This window comes from Thermospira aquatica, assembly GCF_023525255.1.
Taxonomy (GTDB): Bacteria; Spirochaetota; Brevinematia; order Brevinematales; family Thermospiraceae; genus Thermospira; species Thermospira aquatica.
On record NZ_CP073355.1, the window covers coordinates 469,610 to 495,675 of the forward strand.

Consider the following 26,066-nt stretch of genomic DNA (forward strand, 5'->3'; position numbering starts at 1 on the left):
AAAGGATGGTGAAATTGAGAAGCAAATTAAGTATCATACTTATAGTTTTGGCAAGCATATTATTCTCTGGTTGCGATGGGGAAGAAGAAAAGATTGTTCCGGGAGTCAATGTAAGGGTGAATTTTAAAAGATGTATTTTAAAAATGCGAATACCGAAAGGAGTAAGAAAAACTTTCTTTGTGAACTATATGGATCTTTACCTTGAGAAGTGGGAAAGCTTTAAGGTTGATCATCCTTTAGTTGAAAGGAGGTTTAAAGAATACTTTGGGGGTGCTCCTTATAGGGTTATATGGAAATGGGATACAGATGGGGATGACAAGATAGACTATCTTGGGGTTGAGGAGTATCCTGGCATATACAAAGGGATAGAGAGGGGTATACTTATTTCTGAGGACGGGGAGATAAAGATGTATATAGATAGAGACAAGGGGTTTTATACACCAACGTATAAGGTCTACGATTTTGAGAGGATAGGGTTCAAGAAGGGTGAGATAGAATGCATAAGATTGTTGTTTATTAATGATGAGATGAAGTTTACAAGTAAACAATTAAAGTCGTATAAGGAAGCCAGTAAGGAACCTTCAAACTCTTCTTTAGAAGTAGGAGAATTCGATTTTCAATTGCTTGATAAAGATTTAAAAGTAATCACTCATTGGGATGATGAAAATGCACCGTATATTGATAACATGATATGGAAGTTGCTATGGCAGAAAGATTGGAAGATATACTATATTATTTACAATCCTAATACAGTAGAGGAAGAATATGAACTTGAAAAAAGTATACTAAACGAATACCGTGTCAACAAATCGAAAGGACTTGTATATGATCCTATAAATTTTGATCCTGATAAAATGTACGAAGAATTGAATAAGAAAAAGTGGTATGAATTTTGGAGATAAAAAAGAGCAATTTGGGGAAATAATTCTTCCAGAGTCCACAACAAAGCCATAACCTAAGTGAAGCATCGAAGCTTTGCTTGTAGGGGGTTTAACTTTCGGCATCTATAAGCTAAGGAGAAGCTATCCGCAAGCAATTGTTGCTTTGCTTTTGAGCGGAGGAAGGGGTGAAATTTTACCTATTGATTTTATCCAAAAAGCTTTTTTTGCTTTATAATTTATAATTAATGATTAGCTTAAGTTCAGTATAAAACAAGTGCATAATTCATTGTGTCAAGAAAATTGTGTCTAGTCATAGGATAACCTCGCTGTGAATATTTTCTTTGGTGTATGAGTGTTGCTCACGATAGAGTTGAAAGTAATACTCCCAATTTTTTAACTTTCTTTTTAAGAACTTCTCATTTTGGTATCTTAATAACAGGTAAAGATATTTCTCAGCTGAAGCCTCGCTTTGACACATTTCCATTGTTTTTAATCTCCTTTTAAGTTCTTTAAAGAGTCTTTCCAGGGCATTGTTTGTATACACCATGCTTCGTATTCCTTCAGGTAATTCCATGTAAGTGAATATATTCTCTCTTATTGTCAAGAGGTTATTCATTAAGTTGGGATAGATATTTTTCCATTTTTGTGTAAATTTCATAAACAATTGTTCTGCCTCCTGTTTGTCTTTGGCATGAAATACCTCTTTTATTTCAGTGGCAATGATATTTCTGTGTTGAACTCTCACTTTAGCCAGTATGTTTCTCATGACATGGACTACACAGGGCTGATACTTTGCGTGGGGATATATCTCTGTTATGACGTTTTTCATACCACTTAAGCCATCAGAGACAATAAAATGAATCTGTTTGACACCTCTTTCTCTTATATCTAGCAAAATTTCCCGCCAGTTATAAGCACTTTCCATGCCTCCTGGCAGGTAGTATCCTAAAATCTCCCGTCTTCCCTCAGGTGTAATGCCTATAGCTACATATATTGATTCATTTTCTACCCTATCTCTCTTGATAGGAAACACCATAGCATCCAGAAATACCACGGCATATTCTTCCATGAGAGGCGACTACGCCACTTCTGAATCTCTTCTATGCCTACCTGGCTTATCCTTGAGATGTTAGCATAAGAAATCTTTATTTCATAAAGCTCTTTTAAAACTTCTGCTATCTTCCTTGTTGACATTCCTGATATCAACATAGCCCTGATTAATGCATCTAAGTCTTCTGTGATGCGTTTGCGATAGGGAAGAAGGGCACTTTTAAATCCATTATCCCTTGTTCTTGGAACACGTATGGCTGTAAGCTCGCCAAAAGCTGTCTTTAAATCCCTTTCGTAAAAGCCATTGCCTTTTGTGGGAGGATTATTTTCCAGGTAAATCTCTCTTTCCTCTTTTAACATACTCTCTAATACTTCCCCCGTTGCGTCAAATAAAAAAGTACTCGAAATTCGAATCATTGCCTCATAAAAAAAAGTACTCAAAAATTCCATACAGTTTCCTCCAAATTTTTGTTTTTTACATTCTTTTTCTTTTGAAGGCTGAAAAGTTTTCTCTGGCAAGCCGTAATTTTTTGTCTTAGGTGAAACAAATCGAGAGCCTTATAAAGCCTTGTTAGGCGTTCCTTTTGTGCCTCACTTACATAAGAGCTTTCTAAAAGCCGCTGGTAGGGAGTTTTAATATCATCATGCTTCTTTTGCACCTTGCTTCCGATTCTCTTTTTCTCTGTCATTTTCATAACCGGTTGAAAAAAGTTGGCATAAAGCCTGAGATACGCATAGAGTCGGTTCAAGTAGTAGACTTCTTCCTCGGTATCGTAGCGGAAGTATCCAACATTCTGGCGGACTATGGAATAGTTTTTCTGCTCGACGTAGCAGTTATCATTGGAACGGGAGCTTCTTCCCCTTGTAAATTTTATCTGGTGCTTCTCACACCAATCGCGTAGAGGATGATTAATAAATTCAGCACCGGTATCAGAATCAATTCCCCGTAACTCAAAAGGAAGTCTTCTTTGGACTTTTTCTATGGCTTCTCTTACCCATTTTGAAGCTTTGTTTTTGATTGCCACAAGTTCTGTCCAACCGCTCCAAACATCCACCATATTTAATGTTTGAGCAAAGTCTCCCCGGCTATTTCCTCCCTCATGGGCAACCAGATCAATCTCCATAAAACCAGGGCAATTTTCATCCCACTCTGCCCACGTGCGTATAGCTATTTGTTGCTTTAATAGCGTTCCAGGCTTTGTACCTTTTCGTCCTTTTATCTCAAGCTTTTTACGCTCATGTTTCAAAAGTCGGTCAATACTTGAGGCACTTATATGGCGCAAGTTTTCTATAGCCTGTGGAGAACCCTGGAAATGTCCGTTTGCTAAGAGATTATCTAAAACTTCATTTAAAATTGGCTTTAAGCGTTTGCCACACATGTAGTTTTCAATTTCCCAGACCTGTTTTAGCATTTTTAGTTCCTCTTCGCCGAATTTTTTCTTTCTGCCAGGTCTTTTGCCCTTTTTGGCTATGTCGGCTTTAAGGTAATTTTTCTTGCCTACATAGATGGTTTTTCCGTGCTGCCTCAAGAGCCTGGCGGCATAGTTTCGGTTTTTTAAACCTGTTATCCTCACAAAATAATCCAGTATCTCCTTTTTCTCCTTTTTGCTGGCTTTTTGATACTCTGCTTCGACAAGCTCAGCATATCATTTCGCCGTTTCCCTGTAAATAGGTCTCCTTTCAAACATCGCCACCCCAATTCCGGTTGGCGAGCCTGTCGAGCCACGGTTGGCGAGCTTGTCGAGCCATGAACTGGATTATTTTACACAAATTTAAAGTACTTTTTTATTTTGAAGCAACGTTCCCTTTTCGAGTACTTTTATTATGAAGCAATTCGGTTAGTTGATTTTTTCTTTCGCTAACATTACAATGAAAAGGAAAAAAGGAGGAAAGATGGTCTTTTTTACCCTCTGGTTTCTTTTTCTCTCCGTGACCACACCGGCACCACCTGTCGAACCGAGTGTTTCTGTGCCCGAGATAGCATGGCCAGAGGAAACCCTCAACCGAAAAGACGTCCCCCCGCCTACCAATAACCAACTCCATGTGTTTCGTGTAAGACTCTTCCCTTATAATTCTACCCAGACAAAAGAGGGCCTATGGAAACTCTCTCGGGATGCTTTTCTTTCTCTTTCGAATGTTTCCGGGCAGAGTCTTCAGACCCTTACCCTCTCCCTCTATGACGTGTCAGAAATCTTTATCCTCTCCTGGAGAATCAACCGCATCAGCAACACCTGGCACGAGTTTGTCCCACACAGGATCAGAATCATCACCTGGAAAGGACAAACCAATGAAGGAGAAGGCGATTGGCGATGGCTCTGGTATCTCCCCCTCGAAACAGAAAACTCCCGCTGGACAAATTTTAGCCTCTTTTACGACAGCTGGGAAAAGGGGGTAGGTGACCGCCTTCGCTGGAAACACGCTCAATTTCCCCATTTCAACTATCACTTTACCACGCCCCTTCCAGGAACCATCATCCATATTCAGTTCCTCTATCCATAAATAAGGAGTAAAACAATGTCAACACCTGTAAAAATCCTGTCCGAACGCCTCAATGGAAACTGGACCAGTTTTCCCCTCCATGTGTCTTTCGATGACAAGGTATTTTCGTTTTCCCTAGACAATCCCTCTCATCCGGAGTGGAAAACCTTTATCCAAACTGCAGGTAAAAAAAGACAATCCTGTACTTTTTCGTTTTTTTCCTCCCAGGAGAGTTTTGTTTTCGAACGTATTCACGAGATGCTTAACGCCTATATTCCTGATCTCGCCACCAAGGTCGATCCCCTCCTTCGGGAGTTTGTGAAAAACGCCGAAAAACAAAACATGCTTCATCTCGCCACTAAGGTGGGACTTATCCCTGATATTGAGAGTCCCCTTCCCATGGAGCTCATGGGAAAAATCCTTCAAGAAAAAGTGCTCCTCGAAGACGAAAAAATCCCCCTCCTCTACCTTGACCCATCACGTGTGGTTACCATCACCATGACCCATCAAAACAATGAGCTTCACATTCACATCAAAAACAAAGGTATCCTCGGAGAAAAGAAACAACAAAACATCGCTCGCAAGATCGAACTTGGACGAAAAATCGCCCATTTTGACCTAAAACAAGAGTTTGAGATGAAAAACTACCCCGAATGTCAGGAAGAAATAAAAGAGTTTCTTGCCTACGAATATCCCTTAGAAGAACTGGAACACCTCTGGTCACTGGCTTTTGAAGAGAGCTTTGATGAGTATTGGCTGATGTCCCCCTACTTTCTCCTCATGGGAGCGGGGACGCACTCCTCGTTTTTCCCCTATTATGCCACCGTGCATGGACAGTTGCGCGTCGCTCAAAAGCAAATGCACCACATCGCTGAGGGAAGCTACTCGGCTGGTATGGGCTACATCCAGTCTGCTTTTATCATTGAATCGAACCGTAGCCTCTACGGCACCAGTGGCAGCATCTTTACCCCCTATGAGAAAGACAACGAAGTCATCACCGGAATGGTTATAGGCTTCCCGAGGATCGATATCAATTTCCCCTCTTAGCCAAACATTGAAACCTTTCTCTTGTTGCACACTCTTTTTTGCACACTCTCTAGAGGAAAATCTTACCATCTCGTGAAAAGGGCGGGAAGAGCATCCCCCTCAAAATCAAAGAGGGCCATATTCTCCCACATGGAACCATACCCTGGCAATGAAATCCATTCCCCGCCCCAATATATTACCCCTATACACCCGGTCAGGTACATCTCCCACAAGAAATCGTAAAGGTATTTTTTCTGCCCTTCCGGCGTTGCTGGATAATCAGATAAAAGAAAGTCTTTCTCTCCAAAGACATTGTGGAGATTGTCAGCATAGTCAGTAGTCCAAGGATAGGCCGTCTCAAGAACAAAGAGAGGTTTGTGATATCGCGAAGCTATGGCAAGAAGGGTATGTTTAAGAGAAGCGAGAGAAGCATGAGAAAAGAAGGGATAGTACGAAACCCCAATGATGTCATACGGCACGCCGTAGAGGGTTATATGTCCAAAAAACCAATCCATACTCCCATAATCACTGCCGGCATGATGATGAAGGATGATTTTTATCCTCAAGGACTTATCGGCTTCTCTCACCCCCTCAATCGCGTTTTTCAACAACTCGGCAAAACGATTCCAATTGGTGTCGTACACTCCCCCAATACGCCCTATATCCCACAAAAACCCGGAGGAGATTTCATTGCCCACCTGAACAAAATCGGGATACACCCCCTCTTTCATACACAGGCTTATCGCCTCATAGGTATACTGTTTTATAGCCTTTTTGAGTTCCTCGTACTCCAAATGAGACCATGCAGCTGGCTTCGATTGATTGCCGGGATCAGCCCACGTGTCAGAATAGTGAAAATCCAAAAGAATCTTCATCCCCCGTTGTTTTGCCCTTCTGGCCAGTGCAACGGCTTTTTCCAGAGAAGACTCTCCCCCGGGATGACTATGCCACAGACGAATCCTCACCGTATTGATACCGGCCTCATCAAGGATATCAAAAAAATCTCTTTCCTGGCCATTTTTCCTGTACACACCTCCCCTGTTCTCTATCTCAGGCACAAAAGAGATGTCCATGCCTTTCAAAAAATCATCAGGAATCCTTCTCTTTTTGGTTGAAATCTCTTCTTTTGTGTTCCCACACGCCAGAAAAACCATCATCCATAGAAAAAAGAAAAAACCTTTCCCCTTCATTTTCTCTCCGTTCCATTGTATGCTAACACACAACGAGTTTTCTTTCAACTTTTCCACAAAAAAGCCATGTTTTCCTGACCCCCAACAAAGAAATAACTCCCAAGAAAAAAACTTCGGGCATCGAATAATCGATGCCCGAAGTGGATCTTACGAAAGGGTTTCAAAATGGAGTTGACCATCTTTGATGTCAACACGAATGGTATCTCCCTCTTTGACCTCTCCTGAGAGAAGGTGAATAGAGATGGGATCCAGCAGATAGCTCTGGAGTACCCGTTTGAGAGGCCGTGCTCCAAACTCCTCATCATACCCTTCGCGAGCGAGGAAGTTTTTCGCCTCGTCGGTGAGTTCCAATTTCATCCGTTTGGAGGCAAGCCGTTCTCGAATACGGGTCAGCGGGATCTCAATGATATCCTTCATATGGTTTTCGGAGAGCCTGTGGAAGCTTATAATCTCATCGATACGGTTGAGAAACTCCGGTCTAAAATACTCTTTCAAAAGGGCACGTACCTTTTCATCGGCCTCCTCTTTCTCTTTCGGAGAAGTGAACCCCTGAATGCTCGGCGAAAGATTAGAGCCAATATTGCTCGTCATAATAATCACCGTATTGGAGAAGTTTACCGTTCTTCCCTGACCATCCGTCAAGCGTCCATCATCCATGATCTGCAAGAGAATATTGAAGACATCAGGATGGGCTTTTTCAATCTCATCAAAAAGGATCACCGCATACGGTCTCCTTCGTATCACCTCGGTAAGCTGTCCTCCCTCTTCGTATCCTACATAGCCAGGAGGAGCACCAATGAGGCGCTGAACACTAAACTTTTCCATGTATTCACTCATGTCGATACGTACGAGAGCCCTCTCCGTATCAAAGAGAAACTCAGCCAGCGCCTTGGAGAGCTCTGTTTTCCCCACACCGGTTGGTCCAAGGAAGAGAAAACTTCCAATAGGTCGGTTCTCCTCCTGGATCCCAGCACGAGAACGACGTATTGCGTTCGCCACCGCCTTGATAGCGTGCTCCTGTCCCACCACTCTCTTTTCCAGTGCCTCTTCCAGGTGCAAAAGTCGCTGTTTCTCTGATTCAAGCATGCGGCTTACGGGGATGCCTGTCCACTCAGACACCACACGAGCGATATCCTCTTCGGTAATCTCTTCTCGTAAGAGCCTTTCGCCACTCTCCATGGCATTCAGTTTCTGCTGGAGAGCCTCGAGTTCTTTTTGTTTCTCGGGGATACGGCCGTAACGGATTTCCGCTACCTTGTCAAGCTGTCCCTGCCGTTCGTATCGTTCTTCCTCTATCTTGAGGTTATCAATTGCCTCGTTGATCTCTTTGATCTGCTGGATCAGTTGCCGTTCCTGAGTCCACTTGCTCTTCAGGGCGGTGGCTTTTTCCTGAAGCTCAGCAAGCTGTTTTTCTACTCGCTGGAGTTGCTCAGCCGCTTCCACCCCTTTTTCCTTTTTGAGAGCCTCCCTTTCAATGGAGAGTCTCAAGATCTTTCGTTCGAGATCATCAATAACCTGGGGTTGACTCTCTATCTCCAGGCGTATCTTGGATGCAGCTTCATCCACGAGGTCTATTGCCTTGTCAGGAAGATGCCGCTCAGTGATGTAACGCACAGAAAGTTGTGCTGCCGCCACAAGGGCAGAATCCGCAATCCTTATCCCGTGGTGAAGTTCGTACTTCTCTTTCAAGCCACGAAGTATAGAGATCGTATCCTCAATCGACGGCTCTGCCACAAAAACCGCCTGGAAACGGCGCTCAAGGGCTTTGTCCTTCTCGATATACTTGCGGTATTCGTCGAGGGTTGTGGCACCAATCACCTTAATTTCTCCGCGGGCAAGAGCGGGCTTGATCATGTTTCCTGCATCGATAGCCCCTTCTGCCGATCCAGCACCCACAATCGTATGGATCTCATCAATGAAGAGAATAATCTCACCCTCGGAGTCCACAACCTCTTTTAAGAGGGCTTTAAACCGCTCTTCAAACTCTCCACGAAACTTCGTTCCGGCAATGAGAAGCCCAAGATCCAAAGAGAGAATACGCTTGTTTTTGAGACTCTCGGGAACATCACCGCTGACTATTCTCCGGACAATACCCTCAACAATCGCGGTTTTTCCTACCCCTGCTTCACCAATGAGAACAGGATTGTTTTTTGTCCTGCGGGTGAGCACCTGCATTGCCCGTCGAATTTCATTATCGCGCCCGATAACAGGATCGAGCTTTCCCTGTCGGGCAAGTTCAGTGAGATCCCGCGTATATTTTTCGAGAGCCTGAAACTTGCCTTCAGGGGTTTCATCGGTTACTCGGTGAGAACCTCGAAGATTTTTGATAGCAATAAGGATACGGTCATAGTGCAGGTTCACACTGTCAAAAACCTGTTTGAGACCAGGATCTTTGGTGTTTACAATGCCCAAAAGAAGATGCTCGGTACTCACGTATTCATCATGCATCTTGGACATCTCCTGGAAAGCCCGATCAAGAGCCTCCGTCAGCTCCTTGCCAAAGTAGTTTTGCCATGCTCCTTCGACACGCGGTTTTTGTCTGAGTCTGTCTTCAAGTAACCCTGAGAGGCGGGAAACAGAGACCTCAAGCTGTTCAAGGATGGGTTTCACCAGCCCATCCTCCTGCTCCATCAAAGCAAGCAGAAGATGTTCACTCTCAACCGCCTGGTGGTTATAACGACTCGCTCGTTCCACAGCCGATTCAAGAGCCTCTCTTGCCTTAACGGTAAGTCGATTCATATTCATCATACGACACTCCTTTTTCCTTTTTGTCAATAATATACCGTAAAAAAGTACCATCGTCAAGAAAAAGTGTGTCTTTATTTTTTATAGTGTGTCTTTATGATACATTTTTACTCTTTCGGATGATAATGGAGAAGAAGTAATGAGGCATCATCGCTCTGGGGATACTGCCCTCGAAAATTTTTGAGATCAGTCCAAACAGCATCAATAAGAAGCTGAGGTTGAAGGGTGCTCTTAATAATACGGTACAACCTTTTATCTCCGTAGAAGTCTCCCGAGCCATTTTTTTGTTCTACGATGCCATCAGAAAAACACACCAGCATATCCCCCTCATGAAGCTGGATACGTGTGGGTTCTGGTGAGATGTACTCAAAAAGTCCGATGGGAACATTATTTTCCTTGACTTCTGTGAGATAGATACGGTGTTTACGCTGGAGAACAATGTGCCCATGTCCCATGTCCCAGAGGTGACATGCTCCGGTTTTCTCATGAAAGAAACCAAATATACCGGTGAGGTATTTTTCTCCATGGAAAGCAGAGAAGAGATAGGCGTTGAGCATCTGAAGAAAATCAGGCATTCTTTTGAGAGAAAACTCAAAGCCGTGAAAAAGCCCGCTCACACTCGTGGTAATCAGAGAAGCACTGGGACCTTTACCTGAGACATCACAGAGGAGAAAAACGATACCATCTTGAGAGGTTTTCCAGCCGTAGAAATCACCGCCAACCTCTTTGGCAGGACGACTCCCCCCAAGAAAACTAAAAACATCCCGATGGTAGACAATTTCTTCAGGTACAAGGTTTCGTTGAACCTCTCGAGCCGCCCGGATATCTTTTTGCATGATTCTTGACAGATAAATCAAAAGATCCCTCGTCGAAAAAAGTCCAACATATCCGTCTTTTTCATCCTTGAGGAGAAAAAACTCTTCCTCCCTGTTTTCGATATGTTCGGAGAGTTCTTCTGCCAAAACATAGATATGCGTGTGATAAAAGTAAGATTTGGCCTGCATGATAAGACTGAGCACTGGCCTGTGACGATAAACCTCCAATAAATACGGCTGGGTAAGGGCAAAGAGAAACTTCTCTCGCACGATAATTCCTTTGAGTTTCATGTCCTCTCCGACAACCCCACACGCGGGAATATACGGATGACGTTGAAAGTCCTGAAGCAAATCGTACACCTTTGTGTTCTCATGAACATAAAACCTCGAAGAAATAAGCCTGAGGGCTATCTCTCCTGACACCTTGAAGGGTTTTTGTTCCTTTAAAGCCAAAAAGCCAACATGCTCTTCAAAAACCTCTGTCTGTTCTTCCCCCTTTGGAAGATCTTCTGGAACCTGAGCTACTATAGGTTTGGGATTCTCCATAGCAAAACCTCCTTCTTGAGAGTTTTGCTATGATTATAGCGTTGAAATATGAAAAGAAAATGAAAAATTTTTAAATTTTTGGTGAATTTTTTAGGGTTGGAGCGTAAACTCCAGGCGCCCTTTTTCCGTTTCAATGGTGTAGTTTCCCGCCGGAAGGTTAGAAAGAGCAAGCCTCCCGTTCACCTCTCCCTGGAAAAGGGGTTTATCACCGGTAAGGACAAATGAGGGGAGCGTTCCCTGAACCACGAGGGAGAATCCATCATTTTTTTCTGTAATAGTGAGAGAAAAGCCCAGAGTCAGGGAATGATATTCCCACGACGAAGAAGATGGAGCTCTGGTAGCCAGAGCAGGCAGAGGGATAAGCTCACCGAGAAGTGTCTGGATGGTTTTTTTTGCCTGTCGACAAACAAGAATAAAACTATCTCTCAGTTCAGGAAGCGGAGAATGTCCCGGCTTAAGAGTGCTCATACGCGCATGGATACGGTTAATCTCAAGAAGTTCCTTCAAACACTGGGAACAGGCGTCAAGGTGCGCTTCGAGTTTCTGGGAGAGTTGGACGTCAAGACTGCCATCAAGATAGGCAAGCCAGGTAGAAAGTTCATACTCAGGACAGAACATACGACACTCCTTTTTCTCTCTCTGGTGTATGCAAGAGATATTTTAGCCGACTCTCGGCAAGTTTGAGACGATTTTTTGCTTCTCTCGGCGAGGTAAAAAGCTTTGAAAAAACCCGTAGAAGCGTAGTATTATTCTGGGACAGGGTCTTCATGAGACGATTCCGTCTGACTTCCAGCTTCATGAGCTTCTGAATATTTTGAGGATTCTTTTCCTCTGGATTTTGCATCAGGGCTTTTAAGCTTGCAATGTCTTCACAGAGACTTCCCAGCTCTTCGCTTGTTTTGCGGATTTTCTCTATATCTTTGAGTTTTTCTACAATCATCTCTTGCTGGAGAGAAAGAAGTGTCTGATAGGAGTGTCCCGTCAGAGATTTTGTAAGCTTTATCTCCTCAGGGGAAAGCTCCTCAGGAAGATAAAACCATTTGATCCACAATCTGTCATGGTCCTGTAATTTCACCAGTGCGACACGTAACCTTTCCCATTGGTTGTTTTCATCGTCGACAGGGGCAACACATTCTTCCTCGTAGAGAACATCTGTAGGAGGAGGTCTGTCTCGCCAGCGAAGAAAATCAAGATACCGGTATCGAAGGATGGTGGAAAACCACAGCGAAAACTGAGGGGTTTTCTCGGGATCCCATTGTTTCCAGACAGACTCTAGTCTTTCTATCATATAGAGATAAAAATCACCGCATTCATCACCGCCTGCGTGATACGCCATGCGCGGAAACTCATAGATAAAAATCTCTACTTCTTTTCGTAAAAGTGACAGAACCGATAGCTCACCTTGCTGATAACGCTGGAAAAGACAAAGAATTTTTTCATCATCAAGCTGCATACGTTACACTTCGATGAGCTTGACGGTTACTCCGGAGATATTTTCAAGGCTCCGAACCATGTCTACAACGTTTCCTTTGGGATCCACTTCGAGAAAGATAATACCCTCAGCAGACAATTCCTGTTCATGGAGCCCCAGGCGAACAAGTATCATCTGACCATAATCTGTAAGTACCTTTTGAACTTCTGGGGCACTCTGGAGACGTTGTGCCACTTTGATGAGAAGAAATTGTCGCATACTTCACTCCTTATTTATTTTTTTTATTATACCATATCCCGGAGAAAAGTCAACTCTTTGAGAGAAAGTTTTTTGTGAATCATCTCCGTAGAACTATCGTGTTGTCTCTCCCTGGCGAGAATGGGGAAACGTGGCAGGGGAGAGTAAAAGAGGGGGAGGTAAGCTCTTCCCTTGTTGCAGTGAGCACGAAAAATTCCCCTCCCCTTCCTTTATTGCACAAGAACAAGTTTCCGCCTGCCGAGTAAAGAAATATGTCGAGGTGGTCACCTCGATACGCTTTGCTACTCGGTAACCGGGTGATGTCGCTCGTCGAGTAACGGAGTGTATCGAGACGAGCGGGTTGTTTCGATACGCTCCTTCGGAGCTACTCAGCAACCGCTTCGGTACGCTTTGCTACTCGGTAACCGCCCTCGATACGCTTTGCTACTCGGCGACCGGGTGGGTACGCTTCGCCAGTCATCGACCAAAAAACCTTTGGCTCTTCCCCTGTCGCAGTGAGAAAACTTGCTCTTATCCTGTTGCAGTACAAAAAACTCCACTCTCATTCTTGTAACCATACATCCCCTCTCATAACAAAACAAAAATTTGACACTTTGCTCGAAAAATGGTATAATATATACCTATCGCAAGGGGATGTAGCCAAGTGGGAAGGCCGCGGTCTGCAAAATCGCTATGAGCCGGTTCGATTCCGGCCATCCCCTCATCTCTTTTTGCCGAGATGATGGAATTGGTAGACATAAGGGACTTAAAATCCCTAGGACAGAAATGTCCGTGCGGGTTCGATTCCCGCTCTCGGCAAAGACGTAGTTATTCTTTCTCCCGCAACTTCAAGGAGGACTCCATGAATCAGGACTTCGAAAAACGTTTTCTCACTTCCATGTTAATAATGGTTTTATTTCTGGGTTTTTATGTGTATATTTTCAATCAAGCTGCAAAAAAAACTCCTCCCAAAACCTCTTCTGCGACAGAAACCAACTCTCTCGCTCTGGAGAGCACTCAACCGGCACCTGTGACGATAGTTTCTTCACCATCACCTTCTACCAATATTTCTCTCGCTACGAAAACCCTTTTTCTTGATATAGCCAGTGAAGGTGCAGGGGTCACATCCCTCAGTATTGACGGCAAATGGAATCAATCCTCTCACCCTGTCAGGCTTTTACAGCCTGTTTCGTTGGGGTATGGTGTCATCCAGTGGGACAAAGAGAGTTTCGCATCTTTTAAACCCCTCCAATCGACGGAAACCTCTTCTGAATGGACAACAAAACTTCTCTGGAACAATACTCCCCTCGAGATCCGCGTGCGCTATGATGTCGTTGGAGATTATACCTTTGTTCAGACTATTACCGTGTCTAACCAAACAAAAGAAGCCGTCAAACTCGATTATCAGGGCAAATCCTTTTCGCTCCGCTGGAGACCTGATCTCATGGATACCAATACCTCTGGTACAGGAAACATCCAGACCTATGGGGTTTACGCCAACAAGAAATTTTCTCCAGTCTTAAAAAAGGGGTTGTTTAGTCCTGCACAAAATTCTCTCTTTGTAAGCAACTTCCAGTGGCTCTCTGTCGCTGACAACTATTTTGCTTTTATCGTTGAAACACTTTCTCCGGGTATTACAGCCTCCTATGAAGTAGAAAGTCGCCATAAAACCGTAGAGAAAACCGCCATCTCGCTTTACCTTCCTATCATCTTTTTGGGTGGTGGAGAGTCTACAAATTTCCGCATCCAGTATACCGCAAGCCCTAAAAAAGAATCTTTTCTCCGTGCCGTCAATCCAGCGTATGGCCGATTGTTTCAATGGCCAGCCCTCTTTGCCTGGTTTATGAAACCCATTGAATGGGCCATGGTATGGCTCCTTAACACGCTGGGTGGCTGGATCACCAACAAAGGTATTGTGATTATTCTCATCGCGCTTATTGTGAAGCTTCTGCTCTCACCGCTCTCAATCCAGGCTGCTATCTCCGTGAAAAAACAACAACTTCTTCAGCCAAAACTCAAAAACATCCAGGAAAAATACAAAGACAATCAACAGCTTCTCCAACAAAAAACCCTGGAACTCTACAAAAAAGAGAAGATCAACCCCCTCGGAGGGTGTTTTCCTCTTCTGCTTCAGATTCCTGTCTTTTTTGCTCTCTACAGGGTCCTCTCCCAGTCTGTTGAACTAAAAGGAGCTACCTTTCTCTGGATTCGGGACCTCACCCAGACGGATACCCTTTTCACCATGAATATCCCGTTCTTGCCCCATAACTTTAACCTTCTCCCCCTCATCATGACGGCTATCCAGCTCATTCAGACCAAGCTCCAGACAGCCAAAAACCCTGCCATGCAAGGACAGTCCCTCAACATGTATCTTCTTCCCCTCATCTTTCTTTTCCTCTTCTGGAATATGCCATCGGGGTTAGTGCTCTACTGGACTATCCAGAACATCTACACTATTATCGAGCAGGAGATCATCAATCTTGATCGACATATCAAGCTCTAACCGATCAACTATCGTAGCCCTCGCCACTCCCCTTGGCGAGTCTGCCATAGGGATGGTTCGCTTAAGCGGGCCAGAAGCCTGGAAGATTGCAGGAAGCCTCTATCAGGGGAAAACCCCATGGGAAAAACTCACCGTGCGCAAGGTTTTTGTTGGCCTTTTTGGTGAAGAGGGCGAGATTCTCGATGAGGCCACGTGGATACGGTATGCAGGACCTGCCTCTTATACAGGAGAAGACATGGTAGAGATCATGTTCCACGGCAATCCCTGGATTCTCCTCGAGGCTCAGAAGAAGCTCATCGAACACGGTGCCGTGATGGCAAAACCCGGCGAATTCACAGAAAGGGCCTATCTTAACGGGAAAATGGATCTCAACCAGGCAGAGGCAGTCAACGACCTCATCCGTGCTCATAGTCGGTTCTCAAAAAGTGCCGCGCTCTCTCAACTCCAGGGAAAACTTTCGCATGTCGTCAACCACCTCCATACGAGACTTCTTGATCTCCTTGCCCTCATCGAAGCAGCCATCGACCACAGCGATATCGAAGAGACTTTTCTTCCAACAGCAGAAATCTCTAGTCGCCTCAGTGAACTCGAAAAAGGCCTCTCAGAACTTCTCAAAACAGCCAGGGCAGGTCAATTCCTCAAGCTTGGCATCAGAGTTGCCATTGTTGGTTCACCAAATGTAGGAAAATCCAGTCTCTTTAACCTCCTTGCTCGGGAGGATAGGGCCATTGTTACCAATATTCCCGGAACAACGAGGGATATCCTTGAAACAGAAATCCAGATCGAAGGCATTCCCTTCCGTCTGATGGATACCGCCGGTATCCGGGAAAGTCACGATATTGTCGAACAAGAGGGGATCCGTCGTACCCAACAGAGTATAGCCCTTTCCGACGTGTGCATTGTACTTTTTGACGGTCAACGAAAACCTTCCGATGAAGACCGAAAAATGGTAGAACTTGTCAAAGACAAACAGACTATTTTTGTTGTCAATAAGGTAGAAGAACCCCATTGTGCTACAATGTATGATTTTCTTCCCGATCCCATTTTGATCTCGGTAAAACATCATCATAACATCGAAAAACTTCACGAGGCACTGGAAAAACAATACACCTCGCTTGGGTACAATCCCCAGGCTGACATCCTTCTCACCAACCAGCGTCAGGAGATGCTTGTCAAACAAACGCTTGAGGCTATTCATGAGGCTCAGGATGCCGTCTCTCACAATGCCTCTGAAGAGTATATCGCCCACCACCTCTACAAGGCAAAACTGCACCTCGAAGAAATTGTCGGAAAAAGCCATCATGAAGCTATCCTTGAGAGGATTTTCTCTCAATTTTGCATAGGAAAATAGGAGCAAGGTATGGTTCGTAACATCCACATGATTCTCGAATATGATGGGGGAAAATACCATGGCTGGCAACGCCAGAACGGCCAAAGTACCGTTCAGGGAAGAATCGAACACGTGCTCAAACAGATGACAGGTGAAGACATAGAACTCATAGGAGCCAGTCGCACCGATGCAGGTGTTCACGCCCTGGGACAGTCGGCAAACTTTTTCTGCCGCTCTTCACTGCCAATCGAAGAGATGGAGGCATACCTGAAACAGTTTCTCCCCGATGATATTCAGGTGATTTCGATTCGAGAGGCAGAGCCCAGATTCCACGCCAGACACCTTGCGATCGGGAAACACTATCGCTACCAGATATGGAATGGGGAGAAAAAAAACATTTTCGAACGACGCTACTACTACCAGATCCGGCAGAAGCTCGACCTGGACGCCATGAGAGAGGTTATTCCTCTCTTAACCGGCACACGGGACTTTCGTATTTTTACCACTGCCCTCTCCAAGGATAAATCTGCTTTCAAGAGACTGGATAGCATCACCATGGAAGTAGAAGGTCCAAAGATTTTTCTCCATTTCAAGGGGGATAGTTTTCTCCACAAAATGGTGCGCATGCTAACAGGGACCCTGATTCAGGTGGGACTCCATGAACTCTCAAAAGAAGATGTTCTCTCCCTTATGCAATCCAGTCGAGAGAAACGCCACATCCTGACGGCTCCACCGCATGCATTGTTTCTCGTCGAGGTATATTATTGAGGACACCTCCTCGAGCTTTTTTGGAAGCAATGAAACTTTCCTCTCTTCTTTTTGCCAAAACGTGATTTTTATGTTATAATATAGTAAGCTCGTATAACAAAGAAAAAAATAAAAGGGAGGCATCTATGAATATCCAGGAACAATTAGAAAAGGCCAAAGAACTCTTAAAGGAACAGGACTACGAAGAGGCTCAAAAGATTTACAATGAGCTCTACCAGAACATGGACGAGGCAACCGCTGATGAGAAAGCTGATATTCTCGCCGGTATGGGCGATTGTCTCAGGGAACAGCTCTACTTTGAAGAAGCTATCCCGTATTATGAAAGGGCTCTCGAGCTTGATCCTATTCACAAGCGTTCTTTGGCCGGAATTGCTGACAGTTACCGTGGACTCAAGGATTGGAACAAAGCCCTGCACTACTGGTTTGAGATTGTACGACTCAATCCTCAGGATTTTCTCATCTATACAAGAATTGCTGATGCGTATCGTAAACTGGGAGATTTTGAACAAAGCGAGAAGTACTATCTTTTGGCTATCGAGCTCAATCCAAGAAACAAGTTTGCCCTCATGGGATTAGGTGATCTCTATTACAAAAACAAGAAATACAATCAGGCACTGGAGTACTGGAAAAAGCTTCTCGATGTCAATCCAAAGTTCATCAACATCTTAACCATGATAGGCAACATCTACCGAAACTGGAAACAATACGACAAAGCCATCGATTATTATCAGAGGGCTCTGGAAATTGATAGAAACAACTTCTATGCTCTCTACGGTATTGCCGACTCACTCCGTGGAAAACGCCGTTTCCGTGATGCTATCAAATACTGGAAAAAAATCCTCGACAAAGAACCAGACAATGACAGGATTCTTACCCGTCTCGGGGATAGTTATATCCGCATTGGAAAGTATGCAGAGGCTTCTGCCATCTATAACAAAGTCCTGGAGAACAGCACCAACAAGTATGCCTTGATTGGGCTTATCCGTATTGAGGTGGAACAAAAACACTACTACAAAGCTGCCCAGCTTTGCGAACAGTACCTTGAACAATTCCCCTCTGACGTAAGGGTTGCTTTACTGCTTGCAAAACTTTACGAAGACAACGGAGACACAGAGAAATCTCTAGGAGTATACGAACGATACCAGAGCATGTTCTCGGGGAGAAAAGACTTTGACTCCAAACTGGCAAGTACAACGCTCGAGCATTTTAAATCCTATATCGATGAGTATACAGAGAATGAATTTGACGATGAGTAGGGTTTTTCTGCTGCTGATAGTGCTCCCTTTGGTGGGATGGGGTATCACTCTTCCCCATTCGACAGTGTTTCCTATGCGAGTGGGTATGAGCGGTGAGCTCACCAATACCAAAGAAGACGTGCTTCGGTGGGAAGTAAAGGGGTTTTCTATTCTTGATAACGAGGATCTCGAATCTGACGTGAGAATCGAATGGCGGCTTTCTCATAAGGGAAGTGTCTCGTTTAGTTATACCCTGAGTTTTGTGGTAACGCTCGAAGGTGAGGTATATCTGGATGCCCTTTCAGATGGAATCCAGAAGAGATCCTTTTTCCCTTCCTTGATTTTGCTAAACACCAATCAGTTTGTTGAAAATGATCTAGGGGAGGGAATTGCGCTGAAAAAACCCGTTTTTGTTGGCCGACTGAAGTGGGGAGGAAAGAAATATACCGACATAGTATCAGCCACCCTCGTCTTTGGAAACCATCACTGGAAGATCTTCTTCTCACGTTCTTTAGGACTGATCGGTATAGATGGAAAACAATCCTATTTTTTGAAGTAGGAAATCCCTATGGAAGACAAAAGGATCACAGAGGCACTTGATATTCTCTCTGAAATACAACGTTTACTCTTCCAACGAAAACGTCTCATGGAGCAATATCTCTCCCTGCCAATGATGCGTGTACTTTTGTGGCTATGGGGGATCGTTTCAACCGCACTGGGAGTATGGCTCTTCATAGATGGCGAAGGGTTTTTGATGTTCTGGAAAAAATTCTCTAGCTGGGGCTTGATACTGCTCATCATACTCTTTGTCGGTACAATCTCCTGGATCAAGATTACCGCCTGGAAGATCCTTTCTCCCTCAGAGTCAGCCATAGAATCTATTTTTTCGGCGCTGGGGAAAGCGCTCCTTTCTATCCTTGCGGTAGAAACGGTGATTTTTGTGGTACTCCATGTATGGATTGTCCTTCATGCCCCGTTGTGGTATCTTTTCCCCTTGTGGGCTATCTGGGTAGGGCTTGTCTATATGATGTATGGGGTATTTCTCTCACTGGGGAGGATAAAGTGGCCTGGAGGATGGTTGATTTTAGGAGGCCTTATCACGCTTTTCTGGTCTCCAACAACGTTTGCCCAGGGGAGCAAGGCATTTCTCTTTGTCTTTGGTCTTCCCTTCCTGGCATTAGCTGCAGTCAATGAACTTCTCTTTCGCCTGAGGAAATAAGGGTGGATGATAGTGTTCTCGATCCTTTGATTCATGAGCGTGCCAGGTTGTTTATTCTCACAGCTCTCCTCAAATCAGAAGGAGGCAAACTTTCGTTTTCTCGTCTGAAAAAAGAGACAGGGCTTACCTCTGGCAATCTCTGGGTTCAGATGAAACGACTTGAGGAAGCTGGTTATGTGCAGGAATTATCTCAAAATAAAAGAACAACAGAATTCGTCCTCACAGAAAAAGGCATAGAGGCTTTAGAAAAGTATTTTTCTGAAATCCGGCAACTCTTTGGTAAAGAAGAAAAAAAATAAAGTTATGGATTTCTTTTTCCGATAAATGTTTCAAGGAGTAATTATGAAAAAGGTTTTTACGGGGCTTTTTTTTGTAATTTCATTGGGGTTTGCCAGCGATCTGTGGTATAGCCAGGCATATCTGGCGTATCTTTCCCTGGGATACCTTTGTATGCTCTCTACCAATGGTATGTATTCTCCCCAGGAGGCAGTAAACCGTGCTCGAGAGGTAAAGATTATTGCTCAAACAAGCTTGAAAACACTTTATCAGGCAAACGACGCCAGGGGACAGGCCCTCCGTCTCGTGTATGAGAATCTCGTTTTTCAAGCAAATGGCCTCGTGAGTCTTCTCCAGACACCCTCTGAAGAGATACTTCAAACGTACGAGAATCTCCGACAAAAGACGTGGAATACCCTGGAGATGGTAAAAGAACTCCCATAATTCCCCTTATTCATAGCAAAAAAACTTCATCGTTTTAAGATGTGACACCATCCTTTCTCCACAAAAACATGGCATCACCGTAGCTTAAAAAACGATAGCCTTTTTCCAGGGCATGTTTATAAGCTGCTTTGACACGTTCTTTCCCACCAAAACTCTGGACCAGCAAAAGAAGGGTAGAGTAAGGCATATGAAAGTTTGTGATAAGCCCATCAATAACCCGAAAGGGAAAGTCCCCATAAATAAAAAGATCGGTATAACCGCTATACGGTTGCCAGTCTTCAGGAAAATGCTGTGCCATGGTTTCCAGTGCCCGTGTTGATGTTGTTCCCACGGCGATGATACGTTTTCCCTTTTTGCGGGTCTCTTTGAGGACATCGATAGTCTCCTCGGGAATGGTGATCCACTCCTTGTGAATCTGGAACTCTGTGTCAGCGGGAGATATGGTGCGAAAGGTACCAGGCCCAACGTGAAGGGTCAGCGCGGTAATGACAATACCCTTCTCTCTCAGTTTTTCGAGAAGAGCCTCGGAAAAATGAAACGAAGCGGTGGGAGCTGCTACTGACCCATACAGAGAGGCAAGCACACTCTGGTAGCGCTTCTCGTCTTCGCTTGTAAGAAGATAATGTCCCTCTTTTTCTCGCTTTTTCACGATATAGGGAGGGAGAGGAATTTCACCCAGCCTTTCAAGATCCTCAAAATCGAGAGAAGGAGAGAAATGAACGATGCGATAGGCAGGATCCTCGGGATCCGGCTGAAGAGACGCCTCCCACTTTTCAAGACGAAAACGATGATGGGGTTTCACACGCCTGGCATTTCTCACCATGGCTCTCCAGGATGTTTCATTCAGACGCTCAACAAGGAGAATCTCAAAGATCTTCCCATCATGTCGTGTAAGAAACAATCGAGCCTTAAAAACCCTTGAGTTATTAAAAACAAGACAATCCCCGGGCACAAGATAGTTAAGAATTTCAGAGAAGATCCTGTCTTCAAAGGGCCTCTCTCCAGGAGGAACAAGGAGAAGACGAGACTCTTCCCGTGTTGGAAGAGGATGGGAAGCGATCCTGTCCTCAGGGAGTTCATAGGCTATATCTTCAAGGAAAGGCTGGATATTCACAGGTTCCTCCATCGCAGATAGCGGCCACGAAAATCCCCTATGGTAAAACTTTCCCCGTGGCCCGGATACACGATGGTATCATCGGGAAGCGAAAGTACTTTCTCAACGGATTCCCACAACTTCTGCTCGTCTCCCCCAGGAAGATCCGTTCTCCCCACCGAAAAGGCAAACAGCAGATCTCCACCAAAGAACCATTTTTTCTCAGGGAAAAAGACCCCCACAGAACCAGGAGAATGCCCGGGAAGATGCCACACTTCCCCACCCCAGTCTGCAAGAGAATGAGACTCAAGAGACATCAAACCCTGATGATAGGCAAGAGGACGAGTAAAGTAAACGGAAAGATTGAGGGCAGGATCCCGCACCATCTCTCTGTCCAAAGGATGAACATAGAGAAAAGTTTCATATTTTACCGCCCACTCGTCAGCATACAGGATATGATCAAAGTGTCCGTGTGTAGCCAGAAGAAAAAGCTTTTGATTTTTTCTCTTGGCAAGAGCATGTGGATGAGCAGGATCAATACAGAGCATCCTTGTTTCGTCAAAAAGCACATAGGTATTCGCTGCAAAATCCTCGGGTATGTATATCTCTAGATTCACATCCTCCTCCTCTCAACATTCTCCTTAGAAAACAAAAGAGAAAACATCCTTCACAAAAACCAAATACTACTCCCCAACCCCGCTCACGCTGTATTTTTCCAAAAAGTAAAAAAACATACGTTTAAAAAGTTCGAAATGAAAAAAGAAGATTCTGGTTTTTCAAACTCATCGCCCTAAAAGCTCTTCCTCGAGCAAAAAAATCCCCTCGCCTACACCAAGCCAGGAAATTTTCTCCAGCCATGGAAAATCTCCATAATAAAGCCGTTGAACAGTGAGAAGAGACGCTGTCACCCTTGCCATCTTACGGGTATGCGGATTGAAAACCACTACCTCAAGCCTGTCAGGAGGCAGAAAACCAACAATGGCATAATTCCACATTTTATCTTTATAAATCGGCGAACAAGACAGAAAATACCTGACAGGAACAGGTACGACTTCGATTCCCACATTGGTCAAACGCCCTGAGGTATCCCTCTGTGCCTCAGCATAGACAAAAAAGACGTTTGTATACGCCTCCCTTGAAAAGAGGGGAGTAATACCCTTATACCCCGAACTCCACGGAAAAACGACAGGCTGAGCGTAAAGTAAGAGAAACCTCTCTTCACCCAACGGCTCCTCCATAAATAAGGCATAGCGGTTCTGCCCGGGCTTTCTCGGACGAAGAGAAAACGGCATCGGCCAATCCCGTGTCATCCGAGGAAAGATCCAATTTTGAGATTGCAAATAATACCCTAACAAACGATTAGTGGGAACATATAAAGGAAGGGTTACCTCATACTGCCAAAAAGGTTTTCCATTTTCACGATAGTCTTCCAACCACATCTCGAACCCCACCAGTTGCTCATACCGATTTGTCGAGCGCAGAAGCGTCAATGCCTCTCTCTTTTCTGGAAAGGCTTTGTCTTTTTCCATGAGAAAGTCACTCCACTGACGACTACTTATCCCGAGTTTCTCAGGTCTCACACGGGAGAGAATATCCTTTGCTTTTGTTTTATCCTTCTGGATATACCAGTACCACAGTCCATAATAATACAGCGTCTCATCCGTCACCTGGATCTCAAAAGCTTGCCTCAGCAACTCCACAGCACCCGAATACTGTTTTGCCTTAAACGCAGCAATACCCGCTCTCCCCAACAAAAAACCCCTGTCCGCCACCTCATTGGTAAACACATTCGTAAGAGTAACATAGGAGAGGTACGCCAAACGATAGGCACTACTCTCCCAGAGACTATTCACAAACTCATTCGAAAACGCCCGAAGGAGCACAGGATGAAAATTTGTCTCTTCCCTGCTTCCTGCAAGCATGAGACGAAACTGGAGATACTGTCTTTCTGCGTCACCGATACGACTATCCTTAAGTTTTTGTACAAAATCCTTGAGTTGTTCCTCCTGGGCCTTTTGCTCTTCCTGGGTCACAGAAGGTGTTTGTCTCACAGCTTTTCCACATCCTCCAAAAACAACAATCAAAACCAGGATAACACAAAAACGCTTCATCCCTTTCCTCTTCTTTCTCCAATTTATCCCCTTTAGGATAGGGAAAAAAAGAAAAAAAATCAACTCGACAGGATCTTTCTCCGGAAATACTTTTTCTTAAAAACAAAACTACCATGAGAACCTTTTATCAGATTCTCCCTTTTTTCACCTTTTTTAAGACAAGATCTTACTCTGATATGAATTTGAAAAAATCCCACTTTTATGATAGCATATATGACAGGAGGTTGCCATGATTTCGTATGAACAGATACTTGAAAACAACAAAGCCTGGGTTACGGAAAAACTCCAGCTTGATCCAGACTATTTTTTTAAACTCTCCCAGGGACAATCCCCGGGATATCTTTTTATTGGCTGCTCTGATAGCCGCATGCCCCTCAACACCTTCACCAAAACATCCCCTGGTGAACTCTTCATCCACCGAAACATCGCCAATGTCGTCTCCGAAAGCGATCCAAATTTTCTTGCGGTCCTTCAGTATGCCGTTGAGGTACTCCACGTGCCCCATATTATCATTGCCGGTCACTATGATTGTGGGGGAGTGAAATCTGTTTTTTACAATCAGGCTTACGGCCACATAAAACGCTGGCTTTCTCCCATCTTTCACATCTACAAAAAATACGCTCGTGAGCTTGAGAATCTTTCCACCGACAGAGAAAAATACGATAGACTCGCAGAACTCAATGTCATCGAAGGGGTCATGAAACTCTCGAGACATCCTCTTATCACGAAAGCACGCGAACAGGGGCAATCCCTCCAGATTCACGGCTGGATTATCGACATTTACACCGGTATTATTAAAGACCTCAGGGTTTTAGGTTAGCTGTTACCGTCGCCAGAGTCTTTTCACCCCTATAGGAGACGGTAACCTGGAAAGAATGGGAAAATCCTCGGTAGGAAAAGACCATGTTTTAAAATGGTGTTCCATATACCCTGAAATAGCCGGAGAAGGTCCAAAAGCCGCAAACAAACCCACTCCCTCAATGAAAGCCGGGACAAAATTCTCTCCAAGGGTATAGAGCCCGGCAAGAGGAGAAATGATAGCCACGCCACGAAGGACTTTCGATCCTCCATCTTCCTGCAAAAGCCACACACCACTTTTTGAAACCAGAGCCACCGGTTCCCCTCCTTCGGGATTGATATCCTCGAGATATATCGACCCTTCACTCACAATACAGAGCTTGTGTTTTGCCGTTCCCCGAACAATCAGAGGAAGCGTCGAGTAGATCACACCATTTTCCGGAAGATTATACATATCATCAAGATCAAGTACCACAGAACGTTCTACCGGTTCTGAAAATAAACCCTCCTCAAAACCAGGAGGAATCTTATAAAGAGTGAAATTCTCTAAACCCCGCGCAAGCTGGATCTTGCTTCCCGAAACAGGAGGTCGTTCAAAGATAATTTTCGTGGCCGTTCTTTGATAGTTCCACACCCGTTTTCCATCGATATAGACTATCACATTTCCCCTTGCAGCAGGCATCCAGAATTCCCGGGACCAACCATCTGCCACCGCCACATCTCCCACATGGCGACGAAAAAACTCCCCGGAGGTCAATTTGAGAACCCCTCTCTTCCCATCATAAACAAAATCACTTTCGGCAAAATAGTATTCCCTCTCCCCGAGAGAAAAGGCAAGCACATCCTCATCCTGAGAGAGCAGGCTTACATCCTTCCCACGAAGAACAATTTCTCCCAGGGTGTCCCATGCCTCTGAAGGAAGCTCTACCACAGGAGCCTTTTCTCTCAGATAAGGATTACGAGAAAGCAAAAGAGAAAGACGATTTTCTCCATCTATCGAAAGGGTTTCCATTTTTTGTGGACCTTTATAGTAAAGATAGTTTTCCCACAGACCATTGGTGGACACTTTTTTACGGATATAGAGATTTTGTTTTCCCGTCCAGGAAAAAGGCAGTACTACCTCACTCCCTCCCCAGGCCAGCCATTGCTTTTTTAAAGAGAGGTAATTCACCACCTCCTGAATAAACCAGCTTCCTTCCGTAGTGATTCTCCATGGATCTTTTACCTCCCTTTTTGCAAGTTCAAAAAGAGGTGCAAGATCCTGTCTTTTCTCCCATAACAAAGGCATACTCACCACAGAATTTTTCCCAAAGAAACCTGACTTTTCAATTTCCTGCACGATAACCTTCCCTGTAAGATGCAACGCATAGCTATTGGTTTCAAAGGTGCTACCCGGCGGAAGGGCGATATCTCCTTCTATCTCCCATGGCCAACGAAGAGACACATTCACAGGGAAAAGCCAGCTTACAGTTGCAGGGAAAAGAGGGACCCGCCAACCCTCCAGATGAAGTTCACTTTTCCCTATACCCCCTCCAGCCCAACCATCAAGCCTCCAGTTGGTAATTCCAAGACTCCACGTCAATTCGCCGGTGATAGTACTATTGGAGAGAGTAAGAGGAATTTTTCCCTCCCTACCAACCTCTCCTCGCTTAAAAAACACAAACCACTTTGCAACCTCTCCCTCGAGTAACCACCTTGCCTGGGTTTTTTGAGCCATCCTCTGGGTTTGCAAAAAGCCCATTTGTACCATGGAGGTAATCACCATGCTCAATAAAAAAAGAAGGGTGACTGCGACAAGCGCCACGACGGTAACCGATGCTTTCCCCCTTCGAAAACCTGCAAAGACACACAAAAATTTCTCTCCCCATGGAAAAAAGGAAAAAGAGCGT

22 protein-coding genes, 2 tRNA genes and 2 pseudogenes are annotated in these 26,066 nt (G+C 44.6%); 14 read left to right on the forward strand and 12 right to left on the reverse strand.

The features are described from left to right. The first annotated feature begins 5 nt into the window (after positions 1-5). The gene (locus KDW03_RS02335; RefSeq protein ID WP_271435793.1) at positions 6-902 is read left to right on the forward strand and encodes a hypothetical protein; all 897 of its coding nucleotides are present in this window, start codon (positions 6-8) and stop codon (positions 900-902) included. A gap of 289 nt (positions 903-1,191) precedes the next feature. Here the strand turns inward: KDW03_RS02335 and KDW03_RS12515 are convergent. Both KDW03_RS12515 and KDW03_RS02350 read right to left on the reverse strand, forming a co-directional pair. Continuing rightward, positions 1,192-2,381 (reverse strand): annotated as a pseudogene (locus KDW03_RS12515) (IS256 family transposase). Then, positions 2,369-3,553 (reverse strand): annotated as a pseudogene (locus tag KDW03_RS02350) (integrase catalytic domain-containing protein); the annotation flags it as partial. The pseudogenes KDW03_RS02350 and KDW03_RS12515, both read right to left, overlap by 13 nt. Before the next feature lie 271 nt (positions 3,554-3,824). Between KDW03_RS02350 and KDW03_RS02355 the strand changes: the two are divergent. Next, entirely contained in the window at positions 3,825-4,430 is a 606-nt protein-coding gene (locus KDW03_RS02355) for a hypothetical protein (RefSeq protein ID WP_271435796.1), read from the forward strand. A 15-nt stretch (positions 4,431-4,445) separates the two neighbouring features. Continuing rightward, positions 4,446-5,456 carry a hypothetical protein gene (locus KDW03_RS02360; protein ID WP_271435797.1) on the forward strand — a complete coding sequence of 337 codons (1,011 nt, stop codon included), beginning with the start codon at positions 4,446-4,448 and terminating at the stop codon, positions 5,454-5,456. A 62-nt stretch (positions 5,457-5,518) separates the two neighbouring features. Here the strand turns inward: KDW03_RS02360 and KDW03_RS02365 are convergent, their stop codons facing one another. The 6 genes from KDW03_RS02365 to KDW03_RS02390 all read right to left on the reverse strand — a co-directional run bounded on the left by KDW03_RS02365 (position 5,519) and on the right by KDW03_RS02390 (position 12,421). Next, positions 5,519-6,625 (reverse strand): glycoside hydrolase family 53 protein, encoded by a 1,107-nt coding sequence (locus KDW03_RS02365; RefSeq protein WP_271435798.1) that lies wholly within the window; start codon positions 6,623-6,625, stop codon positions 5,519-5,521. 147 nt (positions 6,626-6,772) lie between these two features. Next, on the reverse strand, positions 6,773-9,370 hold the full coding sequence (clpB, locus tag KDW03_RS02370; protein ID WP_408648348.1) for an ATP-dependent chaperone ClpB: 2,598 nt from the start codon (positions 9,368-9,370) through the stop codon (positions 6,773-6,775). Between the two features lie 107 nt (positions 9,371-9,477). Then, positions 9,478-10,731 (reverse strand): SpoIIE family protein phosphatase, encoded by a 1,254-nt coding sequence (locus KDW03_RS02375; protein WP_271435800.1) that lies wholly within the window; start codon positions 10,729-10,731, stop codon positions 9,478-9,480. 90 nt (positions 10,732-10,821) lie between these two features. Then, the gene (locus KDW03_RS02380) at positions 10,822-11,349 is read right to left on the reverse strand and encodes an anti-sigma factor family protein (RefSeq protein WP_271435801.1); all 528 of its coding nucleotides are present in this window, start codon (positions 11,347-11,349) and stop codon (positions 10,822-10,824) included. Further along, entirely contained in the window at positions 11,336-12,184 is an 849-nt protein-coding gene (locus KDW03_RS02385) for a sigma-70 RNA polymerase sigma factor region 4 domain-containing protein (protein ID WP_271435802.1), read from the reverse strand. The genes KDW03_RS02380 and KDW03_RS02385 overlap by 14 nt, the downstream gene beginning before the upstream one ends. A gap of 3 nt (positions 12,185-12,187) precedes the next feature. After that, positions 12,188-12,421 (reverse strand): hypothetical protein, encoded by a 234-nt coding sequence (locus KDW03_RS02390; protein ID WP_271435803.1) that lies wholly within the window; start codon positions 12,419-12,421, stop codon positions 12,188-12,190. A 629-nt stretch (positions 12,422-13,050) separates the two neighbouring features. Between KDW03_RS02390 and KDW03_RS02395 the strand changes: the two genes are divergently transcribed. The 10 genes from KDW03_RS02395 to KDW03_RS02440 all read left to right on the forward strand — a co-directional run bounded on the left by KDW03_RS02395 (position 13,051) and on the right by KDW03_RS02440 (position 20,175). Further along, a tRNA-Cys gene (locus tag KDW03_RS02395) sits at positions 13,051-13,122 on the forward strand. An 11-nt stretch (positions 13,123-13,133) separates the two neighbouring features. Further along, positions 13,134-13,219: transfer RNA gene (locus tag KDW03_RS02400), tRNA-Leu, on the forward strand. A 43-nt stretch (positions 13,220-13,262) separates the two neighbouring features. Continuing rightward, on the forward strand, positions 13,263-14,903 hold the full coding sequence (locus KDW03_RS02405; protein WP_271435804.1) for a YidC/Oxa1 family insertase periplasmic-domain containing protein: 1,641 nt from the start codon (positions 13,263-13,265) through the stop codon (positions 14,901-14,903). Further along, positions 14,881-16,254 carry a tRNA uridine-5-carboxymethylaminomethyl(34) synthesis GTPase MnmE gene (gene mnmE, locus KDW03_RS02410; RefSeq protein WP_271435805.1) on the forward strand — a complete coding sequence of 458 codons (1,374 nt, stop codon included), beginning with the start codon at positions 14,881-14,883 and terminating at the stop codon, positions 16,252-16,254. Before KDW03_RS02405 ends, mnmE begins: the two co-directional genes overlap by 23 nt. A 9-nt stretch (positions 16,255-16,263) precedes the next feature. Then, complete coding sequence (truA, locus tag KDW03_RS02415) at positions 16,264-17,001, forward strand: tRNA pseudouridine(38-40) synthase TruA (RefSeq protein ID WP_271435806.1); 738 nt, start codon at positions 16,264-16,266, stop codon at positions 16,999-17,001. Positions 17,002-17,126: 125 nt separating this feature from the next. Continuing rightward, entirely contained in the window at positions 17,127-18,257 is a 1,131-nt protein-coding gene (locus tag KDW03_RS02420) for a tetratricopeptide repeat protein (protein ID WP_271435807.1), read from the forward strand. Next, on the forward strand, positions 18,250-18,795 hold the full coding sequence (locus KDW03_RS02425; protein WP_271435808.1) for a hypothetical protein: 546 nt from the start codon (positions 18,250-18,252) through the stop codon (positions 18,793-18,795). Before KDW03_RS02420 ends, KDW03_RS02425 begins: the two co-directional genes overlap by 8 nt. 9 nt (positions 18,796-18,804) lie before the next feature. Further along, positions 18,805-19,455 (forward strand): hypothetical protein, encoded by a 651-nt coding sequence (locus tag KDW03_RS02430; RefSeq protein ID WP_271435809.1) that lies wholly within the window; start codon positions 18,805-18,807, stop codon positions 19,453-19,455. Between the two features lie 2 nt (positions 19,456-19,457). Further along, on the forward strand, positions 19,458-19,754 hold the full coding sequence (locus KDW03_RS02435) for a transcriptional regulator (protein WP_271435810.1): 297 nt from the start codon (positions 19,458-19,460) through the stop codon (positions 19,752-19,754). A 43-nt stretch (positions 19,755-19,797) separates the two neighbouring features. Next, entirely contained in the window at positions 19,798-20,175 is a 378-nt protein-coding gene (locus tag KDW03_RS02440; RefSeq protein ID WP_271435811.1) for a hypothetical protein, read from the forward strand. A gap of 34 nt (positions 20,176-20,209) precedes the next feature. Here the strand turns inward: KDW03_RS02440 and queA are convergent, their stop codons facing one another. From queA to KDW03_RS02455, 3 genes are all read right to left on the reverse strand, one after another. Continuing rightward, positions 20,210-21,289 carry a tRNA preQ1(34) S-adenosylmethionine ribosyltransferase-isomerase QueA gene (queA, locus tag KDW03_RS02445; protein WP_271435812.1) on the reverse strand — a complete coding sequence of 360 codons (1,080 nt, stop codon included), beginning with the start codon at positions 21,287-21,289 and terminating at the stop codon, positions 20,210-20,212. Further along, entirely contained in the window at positions 21,286-21,885 is a 600-nt protein-coding gene (locus KDW03_RS02450) for an MBL fold metallo-hydrolase (RefSeq protein WP_271435813.1), read from the reverse strand. Before KDW03_RS02450 ends, queA begins: the two co-directional genes overlap by 4 nt. 165 nt (positions 21,886-22,050) lie before the next feature. Beyond that, on the reverse strand, positions 22,051-23,379 hold the full coding sequence (locus KDW03_RS02455) for a hypothetical protein (RefSeq protein ID WP_271435814.1): 1,329 nt from the start codon (positions 23,377-23,379) through the stop codon (positions 22,051-22,053). Positions 23,380-23,608: 229 nt separating this feature from the next. Here KDW03_RS02455 and KDW03_RS02460 point away from each other — a divergent pair, with 229 nt between their 5' ends. Continuing rightward, positions 23,609-24,199, forward strand: coding sequence for a carbonic anhydrase (locus KDW03_RS02460; protein ID WP_271435815.1), 591 nt, complete (start codon positions 23,609-23,611; stop codon positions 24,197-24,199). Positions 24,200-24,202: 3 nt separating this feature from the next. On the opposite strand, the gene KDW03_RS02465 is transcribed toward KDW03_RS02460, so the two are convergent. Further along, positions 24,203-26,029, reverse strand: a complete 1,827-nt coding sequence (locus tag KDW03_RS02465; RefSeq protein WP_271435816.1) for a hypothetical protein — start codon at positions 26,027-26,029, stop codon at positions 24,203-24,205. Between the last annotated feature and the right edge of the window lie 37 nt (positions 26,030-26,066).